Source organism: Bradyrhizobium sp. CCGUVB1N3 (assembly GCF_024199925.1).
In the GTDB taxonomy this organism is placed as follows: domain Bacteria; phylum Pseudomonadota; class Alphaproteobacteria; order Rhizobiales; family Xanthobacteraceae; genus Bradyrhizobium.
This window is the reverse complement of the sequence record NZ_JANADR010000001.1, coordinates 2,066,502-2,083,289: the sequence shown is the minus strand read 5'-3', so window position 1 is coordinate 2,083,289 and position 16,788 is coordinate 2,066,502. Positions and strand designations below refer to the sequence as shown.

The window sequence follows — 16,788 nt, the reverse complement described above, 5'->3', positions numbered from 1 at the left end:
TGTTGAAGCCGCTTTTTTCGCGGCCAGACACGCCATCAAACGCCCTCGCGTCGCCGCTGGAGCGAACTCGCCACAAGAGTTGAAAGGATGAGCACCGTGCCGATGACCACGATCGTCGCGTCGCCCTTGACGCCGGTCAGGGCCAGGCCGTTCTTCAAGAGCTGGATCATCGCTAGGCCGACCACCGTGCCCCAGATCGTGCCGACGCCTCCGAAGATGCTGGTGCCGCCGAGCACCACCGCTGCGATCACGTCGAGCTCATAGCCGATCCCCATGTCCGAGCGGGTCGTGGTCACGCGCGAGACGAGAACACAAGCGGAAAGGCCGGCCATGAAGCCCGATAGCGTGTAGATGATCAGCTTGACGCGATCGACCGGCAAACCGGAAAAGCGCGCGGCGGTCTCGTTGTTGCCGATCGCATAGAGCGTCCGGCCGAAAGTGGTGCGGTCAAGAACGATTGCCGCGACCACGATCGCGATCAGCAAGAGCCAGAGCTGCGCCGGCACGCCGAAAAAATTTTCCTGTCCGATGAAGTAGAACCATTCCGGGTAGCCGCGCACCGAACGCGCCTGGCTGATCCCCTCGGCGAGGCCGCGGTAGAGGGCGAGCGTCGCGATCGTCATGATCAGCGGCGGCACTTTCACTTTGGTGATGACGATCCCGTTGAGGAAACCCGCCGCGGCACCGACGAGCAACGAGAAGCAGATCGCCAGCGGCAAGGGAAAGCCGAAAATCTTCCAGGAATAGCCGAGCAGGATCGCGCAGAGCCCGACGATCGAGCCGACCGAGAGGTCGATGCCGCCGGTGATGATGATGAAGGTCATCGGCAGCGCGATCAGCCCGACCTCGGTCGTCAGCCTGCCTTGATTGAGCAGATTGTCGAGCGTGAGAAAGCGGTTGTTCAAGCCCCCGAGCACGATCAACGCAACGAGCAGGATCACTGCGAGCATGGTCTCGTGGCGCAGCAGCCACCATGGCACGACACGCTTGGCGGTGTGGGGGAGGGGGATTTCGCTCATGGCGCTCATGCTCCGGCCATGCGCCGGCGCCGCAGAATGTCGGCGATCACGGTCACGAGGATGAGCACACCCTGGACCGCGCGGATCCAGTAGGGCGAGACGTCGATGAAGACCAGCGCGCTGGCGATCTCGGCGATCAGTACGGCGGCAAGGGTCGAGCCGACTACCGTGCCGACGCCGCCGAGGATGCTGACGCCTCCGACGACCGATGCGGTGATGATCGTCAGCTCGAGATTGGGCGGCACGGTCGACTGGATGACGCGCAACTGCGTTGCATAGAGCAGGGCGGCCGCCCCGGCAAAGAAGCCGTGCAGCGCGAAGACCATTACGATCGTGCGTGGCTGCGAAATGCCGCAGAGCCGCGCCGCTTCGGCGTTGCCGCCGACCGCGTAGATGGCGCGGCCCGAGGCCGAATAGCGCATCCACAAGGCGGCCAGGATCGTTGCCAGGATCATGAGAAAAACCGGAAAGGGCAGCACACCGAAAAGTTCAATATCGGCGAGATGGAAACTGTCGGGCAGGTCGGTGATCCATTTGCCGCCGGTGACGCTGATCAGGCCGCCTTTGAGGATCGACAGCATACCGAGAGTAACCACGATCGCCGGAATGCGCAGATAGGCGATGATGGCGCCCTGCAAGGCCATCACGAGGACGCCGGCAACGAGCGCTGCCAGCCAGGCGACCACAATCGGCGCGCCGTTCACCGCCAGAGTGCCGCTGATCGTCGCCAGGACGCCGATCAGCGCGCCAACGGAAATATCGATGTTGCCGGAAACGATCACCATCGACATGCCGACTGCGGCGACGGCGATATAGGCGTTGCCGAGCAACACGTCGGAAAGATTGCGCGCCGCCAGAAAGCGCGGATTGTAAAGGCCGACGGCGATGGCAAGGCCGATCACCGCGATTGCGAGCAGAGCTTCCTGCGAGGCAAGCACCTTCAGCCGCCGCCGTGGATCAGCCTCGGCACCGGTTATGGTCACCGCCGTCATGCCGCTTTCTCCGCGTTTTCATGACTGCCCATCATCGCTGCGCCGATCGACTCCTGGGTTGCTGCTTCGCGCGAGAATTCGGCTACGATACGGCCTTCGCGCATCACGAGGATGCGGTCGCTCATGCCGAGCACCTCTGGCAGCTCGCTCGAAATCATCAGGATGGCAAGTCCCTGGGCCGCAAGCTCGCCCATCAGCCGATGGATCTCCGCCTTGGCGCCTACATCGATGCCGCGCGTCGGCTCGTCGAGGATCAACAGTTTCGGCCCGTTGGCCAGCCATTTGCCGAGCACGATCTTCTGTTGATTGCCGCCGGAGAGCTTGCCTGCGCTCTGCTCGAGCGAGCTCGTCTTGACCGCAAAGCGCTTGACACCGTCGCTTGCGAGCTTGCGCTCGGCGCCGCGATCGATGAAGCCGCCGAATGCGACCTTGCCAAGCGCAGCGAGGCTGAAGTTCTCGCGCACCGTCATCGGCCGCACCAGGCCCTGTGTGCCGCGATCCTCGGGGACATAGGCGAGGCCCAGGGACCGCGCCTGTGCCGGCGAGCGAATGTCGACTTGCTGCCCGGTGATCCGGATTTCGCCGTCATCGGCCGGCGTGACGCCGAAAATGGTTTGCGCGAGCTCGCTGCGACCCGAGCCGACCAGGCCGGCAAGGCCGACGATCTCGCCGGCGCGCACCGTGAGCGAGACGCTTCTCGTCAGCGGCCGTCGTTCGAGGTCTTTCACCTCCAGCACCGGCTTGCCGATCGGAACCGTGATCTTGGGGAACAGGCTTTCGATCCTGCGGCCGACCATCAATTGGACGAGCTCGGCCGAGTCCGTATCGGCGACGCGCTTGGTCGCGACATGCGCGCCATCGCGCAGCACAGTGACACGATCGGCGATCGCGAAGATCTCATCGAGCCGATGGCTGATATAGATCACGGCGACCCCGCGGGCTTTCAGCTTGCGCACGATGTCGAAGAGCCGCGTCACGTCGTACTCGGTCAGGGCCGCGGTGGGCTCGTCCATGATCAGGATGCGCGCGTCTTGCGACAGCGCGCGCAGGATTTCGACGCGCTGGCGATTGCCGACGCTGAGCGAGCCGACGATGCGGTCTGGCTCCAGGTCATGAATCTCGAGCGAGGCGAGCAGCGCATTCGTCTTCTCCCGCATCGCCCGCCAGTCGATCCGGCGGAGGCCAGCGCGCGGCGCATGCCCCATGAAGATATTTTCGGCAACCGTGAGCTCCGGGAACAGCAGCAGCTCTTGATAGATCGTGGCGATGCCGGTGCGCCGTGCATCGTCCGGCCGCGCGAGGTCGACCGGCTTGCCGTCCACGAGCACCTCGCCGCGATCGGGCGGGAATACGCCGGAGACGATCTTGATCAGCGTCGACTTGCCGGCGCCGTTCTCGCCGAGCAAGGCGTGGACTTCGCCCCTGGCAGCATCGAACGAGACGCCGGACAGCGCCCGTACGCCCGGAAAGGTCTTCTCGACCGCGCGCACCGACAGAAGCGGCGCCTTGGGAGTTTCACTGTGCGCGTCCGTTGTCATGGTCACGCCGCCGCATCTGTTTGAGCGGCTGCATCGACGACCACGACGCGGACACCGTGCGCGCGCAGCATGTCGAGTGCGTCGCTCGGCGCATCGGAATCGGTGATCAGCGTATCGATGCGCGAGAGGGGACAGACGACGAGGCTGCCGCGCGAGACGAATTTCGAGGAATCGGCGAGCACGATCAGCTTGTCGGCACGCTTCAGCAGTTTGGATTCGGCGCGGGCGAGCAGGGGATCGCCCTCGATCACGCCGAGCGGTCCGATCGAGATCGCACTCATGAACATCCGCGTCGCCGAATAGTGCTGGATCGCATCCTCGTCAAAGGGCGAGACGATCATGCCCTGCTCACGATAGACCTCGCCGCCCGGCAAGGCGACGCGGCATTTCGACGTGTGGATCAGCGCGTCGGCGAGCAGATAGGAATTGGTCAACACCTTCAGGCGGCGCTCGCGCAGATATTCGCCCATCTGATAGGTGGTCGTGCCGCCATTGATGATGATCGTCTCGCCGTCGGCGCACAGGGCGACTGCCGCTTTCGCAATGGCGCGCTTGGCATCGATATTGAGGGTCTGGCTGACGTCAAAGGAGCGGGTGGCAAGGGAGAGGACGTCGCCCGGTGCGCTGGCGGTTTCCGGCAGGGCTTCGAGTCCGCCGTGCACCCTTATCGCGACGCCTTGCTCGGCGAGCCTGGCGAAATCGCGTCGTATGGAAGCCTCTGAGACGCCGGTCGCGCGACAAGCGTCGGCGATGCGCACCAGCGACCGCTCGCGCAAGAGTGCCTTGATGACCTGCCAGCGTTCCCGCTCGTGCACGTCGTCCTCCCTTTTGCCCGCAAATAGGTCACGCTCTCGACCAGCGGTCAACTGCAAACCGTCAAATTCGATCAATATCGCGCTGCGTCAATCATATTGCGTCGCAGTGTTGAGTGTCGGTGATTGACCTTGATTGAATCCGTGGCCTAAGCTGCCCAGAGATCAAGCACAGGGAGGATGCCTAATGAGCGAGGTCGCGGCCACGCCCCTGCCAAATCTATGGGACGACGCGCTCGCCGCCGGACTCGATGAAGCAGGTCAATTGCTGTATCGCTCGAACCTGCTCGGGGCCGATCTGCGCATCACCAATTTCGGCGGCGGCAACACCTCGGCCAAGATCGAGATGAAGGATCCGCTGACGCGTGCGAACGTTCGCGTGCTCTGGGTCAAAGGGTCGGGCGGCGACCTCGGCTCGATGAAGCGCGATGGTTTTTCGACGCTGTACCTCGACAAGCTCGAGAGCCTGAAAGGCCTCTATCGCGGCCTCGCCCATGAGGACGAGATGGTCGCCTTGTTCAATCACTGCACCTTCGATCTCAATCCGCGCGCGACTTCGATCGATACGCCCTTGCACGCCTTCGTGCCGCACCGGCATGTCGATCATGTCCATGCCGACGCGGTCATCGCCATTGCCGCCTCAGTCGACGCCGAGCGTCTGACCCGCGAGGTTTTCGGCGGCAAGCTCGGGTTCCTGCCGTGGCAGCGGCCGGGTTTCGATCTCGGCCTGAAACTCGGCGAGATGGCCGCGCGCCATCCCGACTATGTCGGCGTCGTTCTTGGCGGGCACGGGCTCTTCACCTGGGCCGAGACGTCGAAAGCCTGTTACGAGATGACCTTGCGCGTGATCCAGCAGGCCGCCGATTGGCTTGCGGCGCATGAGCGGAAGCCGGCTTTCGGCGGCGCCAAGGTCCAAACGGCCTTGCCGGAGAAGCGTCGCGCGATCGCGGCCAGGCTAATGCCGCTGATCCGCGGCAAGATCTCCACCGACGAGCGCAAGATCGGCCATTTCACCGATGCCCCGGAAGTGCTGGAGTTCGTCAACTCCAGCGCGCTCACGAAGCTGGCGCCGCTCGGCACCTCCTGTCCGGATCACTTTCTGCGCACCAAGATCCGACCATTGCTGCTGCCCTACGATCCCGTGCGCGACAATCTCGACGAGGTGATCGCCGGCCTCGACGACGTTCTCGCCGCCTACCGGCGCGACTACGCCGCCTATTACGAGCGCTGCAAGCATCCGAACTCGCCGGCGATGCGCGATCCCAATGCGGTCGTATATCTCGTGCCGGGAATCGGCATGTTCACGTTTGCCAAGGACAAGGCGACGGCGCGCGTTGCGGCCGAGTTCTACGTGAACGCCATCAACGTCATGCGCGGCGCCTCGGGCGTCAGCGCCTATGTCGGCCTCGCCGAGCAGGAGGCCTTCAACATCGAATACTGGCTGCTGGAAGAGGCCAAGCTCCAGCGCATGCCCAAGCCGAAATCGCTTGCCGGGCGGATCGCCTATGTGACCGGCGGTGCCGGCGGCATTGGCGGGGCGACCGCGCAGCGGCTGCTCGGCGAAGGCGCGTGCCTCGTCGTTGCCGATATCGACGAGAAGGCGCTGAGCGAGCGCGTTGCGGCGATTACGAAGCGCCATGGCCGCGACGCGGCGATCGGCGTGAAGCTTGATGTTACCGACGAGGCGGGGGTTGTCGCCTCGTTCGAAGAGACCGCTCGCGCCTTTGGCGGTGTCGACATCGTCGTCTCGAATGCCGGGATCGCCTCGGCCTCGCCGGTCGAGGACACGAGTCTTGGGCTGTGGCAGAAGAACATGGACATTCTCGCCACGGGCTATTTCCTCGTCTCGCGCGAGGCGTTCCGGCTGATGCAGCGCCAGAACATCGGCGGCGCCATCATCTTCGTCGCTTCGAAGAACGGCCTTGCCGCTTCGGCTGGCGCTTCGGCCTATTGCGCCGCCAAGGCGTCGGAGATCCATCTCGCCCGCTGCTTGGCGCTGGAAGGCGCGGCGCATGGCATCCGCGTCAACACCGTCAATCCGGATGCGGTGCTGCGCGGTTCGAAGATCTGGGAAGGCGAGTGGCGTCAGCAGCGTGCGGCGTCCAACAAGGTCGCCGAAGACCAACTCGAGGAAGTCTATCGCCAGCGCTCGATGCTCAAACTGTCGGTTTTCCCCGAGGATATCGCCGAGGGTGTCTATTTCTTCGCGTCCGACCTTTCGGCCAAATCGACCGGCAACATCCTCAATGTCGACGCCGGCAATGCCCAGGCCTTCACGCGATGAGCACGCCGTTCTCGATCAGCGCCGATTTCATCGCCGACCAGAACGCGCGGCTCGAAGACGCGACCACCGAAGACTTCGACGCTCTGAAGCGCGCGCTGGCGCGGCACGGGATCGACGCGGACGCGTTGGTGCAGAAAGTCATGGCCTTCGGCGTCGCCATTCCGACCTGGGCGTCGGCACAGGTGGCACGCGGTTCGCCCGCTTTCCAGGGCCGGGTGAGCCGCGCAATGTCTTCGAGAAAATCGACGATTGTGCCGTGATCCAACAATTGGCGCGGGCGACTCCGACCATCTCGCCGCACATTCCGTGGGACAAGGTCGACGACTATGCCGCCTTGCGTGAAAAGGCCGCGACGCACGGCCTTGCCTTCGACGCGGTCAACTCCAATACGTTCCAGGACCAGCCGGGACAGGAGCTTTCGTACAAGTTCGGTTCGCTGTCGCATACGGATGCGCGCGTGCGCGCTCAGGCGATCGCGCACAATATCGAATGCATCGAGATCGGCCGCAAGCTCGGCTCGAAGGCGCTGACTGTCTGGATCGCCGACGGCTCGAACTTTGCCGGCCAATCGAATCTGACCAAGGCGCTCGACCGTTATATCGACGCGATGCGCGAGATCGTCGCCGCACTCCCCGCCGACTGGCGGGTGTTCCTCGAGCACAAGCTCTACGAGCCGGCGTTCTACTCGACCGTGATCTCGGATTGGGGCACGAGTTTTGCGGTCGCGCAGGAGCTCGGGCCCAAGGCGCATTGCCTCGTCGACCTCGGCCATCATGCGCCGAACGTGAACATCGAGCAGGTCGTCGCCCGGCTCGTTCGCTTCGGGAAGCTCGCAGGCTTCCATTTCAACGATTCAAAGTATGGCGACGACGATCTCGACAGCGGCTCGGTCGAGCCGTTCCGACTGTTTCTCGTCTTCAACGAGCTGATCGATGCCGAACGCCGCAAGGCAAAAGGCTTCGCCCCCGCTTATATGATTGACCAGTCGCATAACGTGACCGATCCGATCGAGAGCCTCATGCAATCCGCGATCGAGTTACAGCGCGCCTATGCGCAGGCGCTGATCGTCGATCGCGCGGCGCTCGAAGCGGCGCAAGAAGCCAATGACGCGCTCGGTGCGCATCTCGAATTGAAACGCGCCTTCACGACCGACGTCTCGCCGCTGCTCGCCATTGCCCGCCTGCGCGCCGGCGGTGCGATCGCGCCGATCGCGGCCTATCGCGCATCAGGCTATCGGGCGCAAAAGGCTAGGGAGCGTCCCGCCATCGCCGGGACGTCGGCGGGGATTGTGTAGGCGAGAGGCTTGCTTCCGCCGTCAGAGTTTCCGCAGCGCCAGGCCGCCATCGACGTGGATGACGTCTCCCGTCGAATAGCCGAGCTGGCCTGTCGCCAAGGTGGCGACGGCCTTTCCGATATCCTCGGGCTCACCCCAGCGCTTGATGGGCGTGAGACCTTCGCCAATGAGCCGGTCGTACTTGTCCTTGGCGACTGCAGTCATCTGCGTTCGGATGATCCCTGGCCGAAGCTCGTAGGACCCGATGCCGTGATCGGCGAGCCGGATCGCGAAAAGCCGGGCCATCATGGACAAGCCCGTCTTCGAGACGCAGTACTCGCCGCGGTCAATCGAGGCGAATTCGGCATTGATCGACGAGATCGTGATGATGCTGCGAAAGTGGGGCGATTGCGCGCCGATCATCCGCCGCGCGACCTCCTGGGTCAGGAAGAAAGGACCGCGCAGGTTGATCTTCATGACGCGGTCATAGCTCTCCGGCGTCATCCTCAAGAGATCGTCGCGGACGCTCACGGATACGCCAGCATTGTTGACGAGGCAGTCGATGCCGCCAAAGGCATTCCAGGCTTCGTCCACAAATTGATGGTGCTGCTCGACCTGCGAGATATCCAGGTTGACGGCCCTCGCATCCCCACCGCTTTGGCGGATCGCTGCCAGGGTCTCGTCGAGATCTTCCGAGCCAGGAAGATCATTCACGATGATCGAGAAGCCGGCGCTCGATAGCGCGAGCGCGATGGCGCGGCCGATACCGCGCCCCGCTCCTGTCACCAGAGCGCTAGGTCGTCGCTGATCGTCCATATCGGTTTCCCTCCACGCGCTCGAGCCCAAGCGAATGGGCATCGTCATATTTGGAACGTTCTATAATATGAAGGGTCTGACGTTCGAGGCCAATATTCTATATCCGCCGCAGTTTATAGCCTTGCGCATCGAGGAGAATGGGAGTATTTGGAACGTTCCAAATTTCAGGAGGCTCGCGAAGGGCATGGTGCGTGCGGGGCGTAAATCTCGTGCGGTGACGATTCTCGACATTGCCAAGTCGGCGGGCGTGTCGAAGTCGACGGTTTCGCTCGTGCTCAAGAGAAGTCCTCTCGTCAGGGAGGAGACGCGCCAGCGCGTGGCGGGGGCGATGGACGCTCTCGGCTATGTCTACAATCGCGGTGCTGCGAGCTTGCGGCGCGCGAGGGCCGACATCGTTGGAATGGTCATCAATGATCTATCGAACCCGTTTTTTGCCGAGCTTGCCATTGGCATCGAGCGCGCCCTGCAAAACTCCGGCTTCGTTCCGTTCATCGCCAATACCGCCGAGAGCGTTGTCCGGCAGGCCGAGGTGGTGCGCTCAATGCGGGAGCATGGCGCCGCCGGCCTGATCCTCTGTCCGGCGCTCGACACTGACGTGGCGGAGATCTCGCGGCTCGAGGCGCGCCTGCCCATCGTGCTCGCGATCCGGCGGATCATCGGGACCCGGGCTTCGCTGGTGGTTTCCGACAATCTGGCCGGTGCAGCGCGGGCGACCGAGCATCTCATCGAGCTCGGCCATCGCGATATCGCTTTCGTCGGCGGCGTCGGCCGGATGGTCGTCTTCCAGGATCGTGTTGCCGGGTTTGCGGGCGCCATGGAGAAGGCGCGACTTGCCGTCGAGCCCGCGCGGATCATTGAGAGCATGCCGACGAAGGATGGCGGCTTCGACGCCATGAAGCGCCTGCTCTCGTCGGAGGGGCGGCCAACGGCGGTGGTTTGCTTCAACGACGTCGTGGCCATCGGCGCGATGTTGGCGATCGCGCGCCAGGGGCTGACCGTCGGGCGCGATGTTGCCGTCGTCGGTTTCGATGATACCGCCGAGGCCCGTCATGTTTCTCCCGCTCTGACCACCGTGTCGGTCGATGCCGGCAGTCTCGGAGAACGCGCCGCTCAGATGCTGCTGAGGCAGATCAACGAGGGCGAGCGCCGGCTCGACAGCTACGTGGGCGAAGCGCGGTTGGTCGTTCGGGAGAGTTGTGGAGCGACGTTCAAACGGAGGATCGCATCTTGAGTGACCTGCGTTGGGGATTGATCGGTGCAAGTACGATCGCGCGCGAGTGGATGATCGAGGCCATCCGCGGAGCGGGCGGCGAGGTGGTGGCCGTGATGAGCAGCGATCCGGAGCGCGCGCAGCGATTTGCCGGCGAGAACGGCATCGCGGCCGCAACGACCAACCTCGACGCGTTGCTCGGAAGCGGTATCGATGCGGTCTACATCTCGACGACCAACGAGCATCATTGCTCGCAAACGCTTGCCGCAGCTGCGGCCGGCAAGCACGTGCTGTGCGAGAAGCCGCTCACGTTGAACCTGGCGGACGCCAGGCGAATGGTCGCGGCCTGCAGGGCGGCGGGGGTGCAGATGGGGACGAACCATCATTTGCGCAATGCGGCCACCCATCGCGCAATTCATGCCGCGATCAAGGCGGGCCATATCGGCAAGCCTCTGTTCGCCCGCGTATTTCATGCGGTCTATCTTCCGCCGCACCTGCAGGGCTGGCGGATCGAGCGGCCTCACTCGGGTGGCGGTGTGGTGCTCGACATCACCGTTCATGACGCCGACACCATGCGTTTCGTGCTCGACGACAATCCTGTCGCCGTGACCGCAATGATGTCGCGGGGTGGTATGGGCCAGGCAGGTCTCGAAGACGGCGTCATGGGGGTGGTCCGCTTCGAAAGCGGGTTGATTGCCCAGTTCCACGATGCCTTCACGACCCGATACGCGGTGACCGGCTTCGAGGTCCATGGCGAAGAGGGATCGCTGATAGGGACCGATTGCATGACCCAGCAGCCCAAGGGCGAAGTCCTGCTGCGGACCAAGGACGGCGAGAGGCAGCTCCCGGTCGCGCACGAGAATCTCTATCTGCGGGCGGTGCGCCTGTTCGGCGATGCGGTTGCTGGCCGAGGGGCGCCGTCGGCTACGGGCGAGGATGGAATGAAGTCCTTGAGCGTCGCGTTGTCGACGCGCGAGGCTGCGCGAACGGGACACGAGACTCCCATCGATCTGACGACCTGAGGCGGATATGGCACGAACGAAGGTCTTGACCGCTTCGGAGGCGGCGCATCTGATCCCCGACGGTGCCGTCGTGACGGTCTCCTCGTCGTCCGGGCTGGGCTGCCCGGATGCGGTGCTCGCCGCCATCGGCGCAAGATTTGATGCGGAAGGCCACCCGCGCAACCTGACGACGCTGCATCCGATCGCTGCCGGCGACATGTGGGGCGTCAAAGGCATCGATCACATCGCAAAGCCTGGATGCCTCAGGAAGGTCCTGGCCGGCTCTTATCCGTCCGGTCCTTCCTCGGCCGCTCCCCCTGCGATCTGGGAGATGATCTCGGGGGACACCATTCCCGCCTACAATGTGCCGTCGGGAATCCTGTTCGACTTGCATCGTGAAGCCGCCGCGAAGCGCCCGGGCGTGCTGACCAAGGTCGGCATGGACACCTTCGTCGACCCGATGCGCGAAGGCTGCGCGATGAACGCCAAGGCTGCCGCCGAGCCGATCGTCAGTCGTGTGAACTTCGCCGGCGAGGACTGGTTGTTCTTCCCAAGCATCGTTCCGCAGGTCGCGATCATTCGCGCCACCACCGCCGACGAGCGCGGCAACCTCTCCTATGAGCACGAGGGCGGCATACTCGGACCGCTCGATCAGGCGCTGAGCGTGCGCAACAATGGCGGCCTCGTGATCGCGCAGGTCAAGCGCCTGGCGGCTGCCGGCACCTTGCGTCCTCACGACGTCGTCGTGCCCGGCGTGCTCGTCGACGTCATCGTCGTGGCCCCGGACCAGCTCCAGACCACAAACACACCCTATGAGCCCGCGATTTCCGGCGAGATCTTTCGACCAATCGCCTCGTTCGAGATGCCGAAATTCGACGTCGGCAAAGCCATCGCGCGTCGCGTCGCGATGGAGCTTCGCGACGGCGACGCCGTCAACATCGGATTCGGCATTTCGGCCAACGTCCCGCGTATTCTGATCGAGGAAGGCCGGCACGGTGCGGTCACCTGGGTGATCGAGCAGGGCGCCATCGGCGGCGTTCCGCTGCTCGATTTCCAGTTCGGCTGTGCGTCCAATGCCGAGGCGATCGTCCAATCGCCGCATCAATTCACCTATTTCCAGGGCGGTGGCTTCGACATGTCGCTGCTGTCGTTTCTGCAGATCGACCGCTCGGGCTCGGTCAACGTCTCGAAGCTCGGCCTCCGCCCCCATGTGACGGCCGGGGCCGGCGGCTTTGTCGACATCACGGCGCGAGCCAAGCGCATCGTGTTCTCCGGCTACTTCACGGCGGGCGCGGGCCTGGAGATCGCCGATGGCTCACTGCGGATTGCCAGGGAAGGGAAGGTCAGGAAGCTCGTCAACGAGGTCGAGCAGGTGTCCTTCTCGGGCAGGCGGGCGGTCGCGCAGGGGCAGGAGATCGTCTACGTCACCGAACGTTGCGTCTTGAGGCTCGAGCCGGAAGGCGTCACCGTCGTCGAGATTGCGCCCGGTGTTGACTTGCAACGCGACGTGCTTGCACAATCGGAGTTCCCACTGCGAGTGGCGGGCAATCTCAAGTTGATGCCGGCCGTGCTGTTCCGTCCCGAACCGATTGGCCTCGAATTGCGGAGGGCAGCTTGAGCCCGTTTGTCGAATTGACCTTCCAGGGATCGATCGCCCGGCTCGCCCTCAAGCGCCCCGACAAGCTCAATGCGCTTGATCGCGACATGGTCGAGGCGCTTGGCGAGGCGGCGCGGGCCATCGAGGCCTCGCGCGAGACCCGCGTGGCGATCCTGTTTGGCGAAGGCAAGGCATTTTGCGCCGGCGGCGATATTGCGGCCTGGGGCGGCTTGCCGGCGCTCGACATGTGGCGCGATTGGACGCGTGCGGGCCATCGCGCGTTCGAGGCGCTGGCGCGCCTGCGCGTGCCGCTCATAGCGGCGCTCACCGGCCACGCCTTCGGCGGCGGACTGGAGCTCGCCGCGGTGGCGGACATACGTATCGCCGAACGTGGCATCAAGCTCGGACTTCCGGAGACGGGACTGGGCATGGCGCCGGGCTGGTCGGGAACGCAGCGCCTGGTTCGCCGCTTCGGCGCCTCCGTGGTGCGCCGCATGGCGCTCACGGGCTGTCTGTTCACCGCCGAAGAAGGCTGCGAACTCGGGCTGGTCGACGAGGTGACCGATGGCGGCCAGGCGCTGATGCGCGCCGAAAGCCTGGCGTCCGACGTTGCCGCGCGCGGTCCGCTCGCCGTGCAGATCGTCAAGGCCATGATCAATGCGGCCGAAGGGGAGGACAGTGACGCCCCCATCGAAGGGCTTGCTGGCGCGCTCACCGCCACGACCGACGATCTCGCCGAAGGCGTTGCCGCCTTCAGGGGCAAGCGCGCCCCTCGTTTTGTTGGACACTAGGAAAGGAGCTTTGAAGGCGGGCCGCTCCAATGGGTTCGGCGGTAACCGCGGACGACAACGATAATGAAATTCAAGAGCCGAACAGGCCTCTCGAAACGGTGCCGGACCGCTTCCGGCAGGAAACGACCAAAAAAGGGAAGGGACACGCGTATGAAGTTCCGCGCATTTCTGATCTCGACGGCTCTGACTGCCGTCACCATCAGCTATGGGACGCTGGCGCACGCGGCGGACGTCAAGGAAGTGCAGATGCTGCATTGGTGGACGTCAGGTGGCGAAGCGGCTGCGCTCGATGTCATCAAGCAGGCCGTCGCCAAGCAGGGATATGCCTGGAAGGACGTGCCGGTCGCCGGCGGCGGCGGTGGTGCGGCAATGACCACGCTGAAGGCCAATGTCGCCGCGGGTAATCCGCCGACGGCATCGCAGATCCTCGGCTACTACGCGCTGGAGTACGCCGAGCAAGGTTCGCTTGCCGATATCTCTAATCTTGCCGACAAGGAAGGCTGGGACAAGCTCATCCCGGCAGCGCTGCAGAAGTTTGCCAAGACCAACGGCAAATGGGGCGCCGTTCCCGTCAACATCCACTCCGTCAACTGGATCTGGCTCAACAAGGCCGTCATGGAGAAGATTGGCGGCACGGAGCCGAAGAACTTCGATGAATTCGTTGCACTGCTCGACAAGGCGAAAAAAGCCGGGGTCGTTCCGCTCGCGCTTGGCGGCCAGCCCTGGCAGGAAGCGACGATGTTCGATTCGATCGTCGCGTCGACCGGCGGCACCGAGTTCTACAAGAAGGCGTTCGTGGATCTCGACGAGGGCGCGCTCAAGTCGGACACGATGAAGAAGGCGTTCGACAACCTCGCCAAGTTGCGCGACTATGTCGACCCGAACTACACCGGCCGCGACTGGAACCTCGCCACTGCGATGGTGATCAAGGGCGATGCGCTCGTGCAGGTGATGGGCGACTGGGCCAAGGGCGAGTTCGCAGCAGCCCACAAGGAAGCCGGCAAGGACTTCCTCTGCTACCGCTTCCCGGGGACGGACGGCTCGGTGTTCTATAACTCCGACATGTTCGCCTTCTTCAAAGTCCCGGCGGATCGCCAGGCGGCGCAGCTTGCACTCGCGGAGGTGACGATAAGCCCCGAAGTCCAGTCGGCGTTCAACGTCATCAAGGGCTCGGTTCCGGCGAGATTGGACGTCTCCGATGCGGCGTTCGATATCTGCGGCAAGAAGGGCATCGCGGACGTCAAGACGGCCAACGCGAAGGGAACGTTCTTCGGCTCGCTCGCCCAGAACTACGCCCAGCCGCCGGCCATCGCCACGGCGTACTACGACGTCGTGACCAAGTTCATGCATGGCGGGATCAAGACGTCGGACATCGCCGTGACTGAGCTGGTGAAATCAATCAACGCCGCCAAGTAGTAGTGGCTCGGAGGCTCCTCTCCCGTTTGCGCTGCTCTGTAAACGGGAGAGGCCATCGGAATCGAAGTCATCGCTACGCCTGCGTCGCCGTCCAGGGCTCGTCGCGGCGACGGGGCGTGGCTTTCGGAGGATCATCATGACCGCGATGACCGAACGCGAGGCGGCAACCGCAATGGCCCGGCGGAAGCTCGGCCCGTCTCTGCGCGGGTGGTTCCAGGACTGGCTGCCAAGGCTTGTGCTGGCGCCGTCATTCCTGCTCGTGCTGGTCTTCGTCTACGGCTTCAATCTCTGGACCCTGTTTCTGTCGTTCACGAGTTCGAAGGCGTTTCCGACCACAAACCTCATCGGCTTTACCAACTATTTGAGGCTGTGGAACTGGACCTTCGAGACCGATCCGCCGTCGAACTGGTACACCGCCCTCGTCAACATGGGTCTGTTCGGTGGCCTCTACATCTTCTTCTGCCTGTTCCTCGGCCTGCTGCTCGCGATCCTGCTCGATCAGAAGATTCGCGGCGAAGGCATTCTGCGGCCGATCTATCTCTATCCCTTGGCGCTGTCGTTCATCGTCACCGGCACGGCCTGGAAGCTGTTTCTGGACCCGCGCATCGGACTCGAAAACGCCTTGCACGATTGGGGATGGACCAGCTTCCATTTCGACTGGGTGGTCGATCCGAAGATGATGATCTATTGCGTCGCGATCGCCGGCATCTGGCAGAGCTCGGGTTTCGTCATGGCGATGTTTCTTGCGGGACTGCGCGGTGTCGACGGCGAAATCCTCAAGGCTGCGCAGATCGACGGTGCCTCGACCTACCAGACCTATCGCCGCATCGTCATTCCGATCATCCGCCCCGTCTTCTTCTCGGCTCTGATCGTGCTGGCCCACATGGCGATCAAATCCTACGACCTCGTGCTGTCGGTGACCGGCAAGAACCCCGGAGGGGCCGCGGAGCTGCCGTCAACCTTCATGTACTCCTATACGTTCACCCGCAACCAGATGGCGATCGGATCGGCCAGCGCGGTGATCATGCTGATGACGATCGCGGCGATCATGGTTCCCTACATCTACTCGGAAACCAGGGAGCAGAACCGATGAGCGCCGCCGATCTGGTCACGTCAGCGCCGCCGCGCCGCCGTCCGGGCCATTCCCCGACGACACGGATCGTCATCTATGGCCTGCTGTTTCTCTTTGCGCTCGTCTATCTCGTGCCGCTCGTCGTCATGGTGATGACGTCGCTCAAGCCGCTGGACGAGGTCACGGGCGGCAACATGTTCGCTCTCCCGCGGCACTTGACGTTCGCGCCCTGGTCCATGGCGTGGGGCGAGGCACGCATCGGCGTGTCGGACACACGCGGGATCAGCGGCTATTTCTTCAACTCGGTGAAGATGGTCGTTCCGGCAGTCCTGATCTCGACGCTGCTCGGCGCATTGAACGGCTACGTCCTGACCAAGTGGAGCTTTCCCGGCCACAAGCTCGTGTTCGGGATGATGCTGTTCGCCTGCTTCATCCCTTTCCAGTCGGTCATCATTCCGATGGCCGTGATCCTCGGTATGCTCGGCCGCATCGGAGTCAACCTCGCTGACCTGACCGGCTGGTCGTTCGGTCTCGGCAACGCGACGGTCAATCTGGTGATCGTGCACGTCATCTATGGCCTGGGATTCACCACCCTGTTCTTCCGCAACTATTACGCGGCGTTTCCGTCCGAACTCATCAAGGCCGCCATGATCGACGGTGCGAGCTTCTTCCAGATCTTCCGCCGGATCCTGCTGCCGAACTCCACGCCGATCATCATCGTCACCGTGATCTATCAGTTCACCAACATCTGGAACGATTTCCTGTTCGGCTCGACCTTTGCGGCCGGCGATACCGCGCCGATGACGGTCGCGCTCAACAATCTCGTCAACACCTCGACGGGTGTGGTCGAATACAACGTCAACATGGCGGCTGCGATCATTGCCGCCGCGCCGACGCTGCTCGTCTATGTCATTGCCGGTCGATATTTTGTCCGCGGCCTGATGGCTGGCGCCGTAAAGGGATGAAG

General features: G+C 63.6%; 14 protein-coding genes. 9 read left to right on the top strand and 5 right to left on the bottom strand.

Translation table 11 applies throughout. The annotated features are described in order from the left end of the window. Nucleotides 1-35: 35 nt before the first annotated feature. Genes NLM33_RS09890 through NLM33_RS09875 form a run of 4 tightly spaced genes read right to left on the bottom strand, consistent with a single transcriptional unit; the run spans nt 36 to nt 4,364 of the window. A complete protein-coding gene (locus NLM33_RS09890; protein ID WP_254095879.1) occupies nt 36-1,028 on the bottom strand; it encodes an ABC transporter permease in 993 nt (330 codons plus the stop codon). Then, complete coding sequence (locus NLM33_RS09885; RefSeq protein ID WP_254095878.1) at nt 1,025-2,011, bottom strand: ABC transporter permease; 987 nt, start codon at nt 2,009-2,011, stop codon at nt 1,025-1,027. Before NLM33_RS09885 ends, NLM33_RS09890 begins: the two co-directional genes overlap by 4 nt. Next, entirely contained in the window at nt 2,008-3,549 is a 1,542-nt protein-coding gene (locus tag NLM33_RS09880) for a sugar ABC transporter ATP-binding protein (RefSeq protein WP_254105718.1), read from the bottom strand. The genes NLM33_RS09885 and NLM33_RS09880 overlap by 4 nt, the downstream gene beginning before the upstream one ends. A 2-nt stretch (nt 3,550-3,551) precedes the next feature. After that, complete coding sequence (locus tag NLM33_RS09875) at nt 3,552-4,364, bottom strand: DeoR/GlpR family DNA-binding transcription regulator (RefSeq protein ID WP_254095877.1); 813 nt, start codon at nt 4,362-4,364, stop codon at nt 3,552-3,554. Between the two features lie 184 nt (nt 4,365-4,548). On the opposite strand from NLM33_RS09875, the gene NLM33_RS09870 reads away from it, so the two are divergent. Further along, entirely contained in the window at nt 4,549-6,645 is a 2,097-nt protein-coding gene (locus NLM33_RS09870) for a bifunctional rhamnulose-1-phosphate aldolase/short-chain dehydrogenase (protein WP_254095876.1), read from the top strand. After that, nucleotides 6,608-7,939: an L-rhamnose catabolism isomerase gene (gene rhaI, locus NLM33_RS09865; RefSeq protein WP_371929925.1), complete on the top strand. Its 1,332-nt coding sequence runs from the start codon at nt 6,608-6,610 to the stop codon at nt 7,937-7,939. Before NLM33_RS09870 ends, rhaI begins: the two co-directional genes overlap by 38 nt. Before the next feature lie 21 nt (nt 7,940-7,960). Here the strand turns inward: rhaI and NLM33_RS09860 are convergent, their stop codons facing one another. Further along, complete coding sequence (locus NLM33_RS09860; RefSeq protein WP_254095874.1) at nt 7,961-8,734, bottom strand: 3-ketoacyl-ACP reductase; 774 nt, start codon at nt 8,732-8,734, stop codon at nt 7,961-7,963. Nucleotides 8,735-8,918: 184 nt separating this feature from the next. On the opposite strand from NLM33_RS09860, the gene NLM33_RS09855 reads away from it, so the two are divergent. The 7 genes from NLM33_RS09855 (at nt 8,919) to NLM33_RS09825 (ending at nt 16,786) form a co-directional block, all read left to right on the top strand. Further along, nucleotides 8,919-9,965: a LacI family DNA-binding transcriptional regulator gene (locus tag NLM33_RS09855; RefSeq protein WP_254105716.1), complete on the top strand. Its 1,047-nt coding sequence runs from the start codon at nt 8,919-8,921 to the stop codon at nt 9,963-9,965. A 5-nt stretch (nt 9,966-9,970) separates the two neighbouring features. Beyond that, on the top strand, nt 9,971-10,966 hold the full coding sequence (locus NLM33_RS09850) for a Gfo/Idh/MocA family protein (RefSeq protein WP_256570607.1): 996 nt from the start codon (nt 9,971-9,973) through the stop codon (nt 10,964-10,966). Nucleotides 10,967-10,973: 7 nt separating this feature from the next. Continuing rightward, a complete protein-coding gene (locus NLM33_RS09845) occupies nt 10,974-12,563 on the top strand; it encodes an acyl CoA:acetate/3-ketoacid CoA transferase (RefSeq protein WP_254095873.1) in 1,590 nt (529 codons plus the stop codon). Next, on the top strand, nt 12,560-13,333 hold the full coding sequence (locus NLM33_RS09840; RefSeq protein WP_254095872.1) for an enoyl-CoA hydratase/isomerase family protein: 774 nt from the start codon (nt 12,560-12,562) through the stop codon (nt 13,331-13,333). The genes NLM33_RS09845 and NLM33_RS09840 overlap by 4 nt, the downstream gene beginning before the upstream one ends. Before the next feature lie 150 nt (nt 13,334-13,483). Further along, nucleotides 13,484-14,749, top strand: a complete 1,266-nt coding sequence (locus NLM33_RS09835) for an ABC transporter substrate-binding protein (RefSeq protein ID WP_254095871.1) — start codon at nt 13,484-13,486, stop codon at nt 14,747-14,749. Between the two features lie 145 nt (nt 14,750-14,894). Next, nucleotides 14,895-15,842 (top strand): carbohydrate ABC transporter permease, encoded by a 948-nt coding sequence (locus tag NLM33_RS09830; RefSeq protein WP_254105711.1) that lies wholly within the window; start codon nt 14,895-14,897, stop codon nt 15,840-15,842. Further along, nucleotides 15,839-16,786: a carbohydrate ABC transporter permease gene (locus NLM33_RS09825; RefSeq protein WP_254095870.1), complete on the top strand. Its 948-nt coding sequence runs from the start codon at nt 15,839-15,841 to the stop codon at nt 16,784-16,786. Before NLM33_RS09830 ends, NLM33_RS09825 begins: the two co-directional genes overlap by 4 nt. Nucleotides 16,787-16,788: the final 2 nt, after the last annotated feature.

Bases quoted from the DNA above. Each gene is read 5' to 3' on its own strand.
- NLM33_RS09880 (WP_254105718.1), bottom strand. From the start codon at position 3,549: ATGACAACGGACGCGCACAGTGAAACTCCCAAGGCGCCGCTTCTGTCG.
- NLM33_RS09825 (WP_254095870.1), top strand. From the start codon at position 15,839: ATGAGCGCCGCCGATCTGGTCACGTCAGCGCCGCCGCGCCGCCGTCCG.
- NLM33_RS09870 (WP_254095876.1), top strand. From the start codon at position 4,549: ATGAGCGAGGTCGCGGCCACGCCCCTGCCAAATCTATGGGACGACGCG.
- NLM33_RS09835 (WP_254095871.1), top strand. From the start codon at position 13,484: ATGAAGTTCCGCGCATTTCTGATCTCGACGGCTCTGACTGCCGTCACC.
- NLM33_RS09855 (WP_254105716.1), top strand. From the start codon at position 8,919: ATGGTGCGTGCGGGGCGTAAATCTCGTGCGGTGACGATTCTCGACATT.
- NLM33_RS09860 (WP_254095874.1), bottom strand. From the start codon at position 8,734: ATGGACGATCAGCGACGACCTAGCGCTCTGGTGACAGGAGCGGGGCGC.
- NLM33_RS09845 (WP_254095873.1), top strand. From the start codon at position 10,974: ATGGCACGAACGAAGGTCTTGACCGCTTCGGAGGCGGCGCATCTGATC.
- NLM33_RS09885 (WP_254095878.1), bottom strand. From the start codon at position 2,011: ATGACGGCGGTGACCATAACCGGTGCCGAGGCTGATCCACGGCGGCGG.
- rhaI (WP_371929925.1), top strand. From the start codon at position 6,608: ATGTCGACGCCGGCAATGCCCAGGCCTTCACGCGATGAGCACGCCGTT.
- NLM33_RS09830 (WP_254105711.1), top strand. From the start codon at position 14,895: ATGACCGAACGCGAGGCGGCAACCGCAATGGCCCGGCGGAAGCTCGGC.
- NLM33_RS09890 (WP_254095879.1), bottom strand. From the start codon at position 1,028: ATGAGCGCCATGAGCGAAATCCCCCTCCCCCACACCGCCAAGCGTGTC.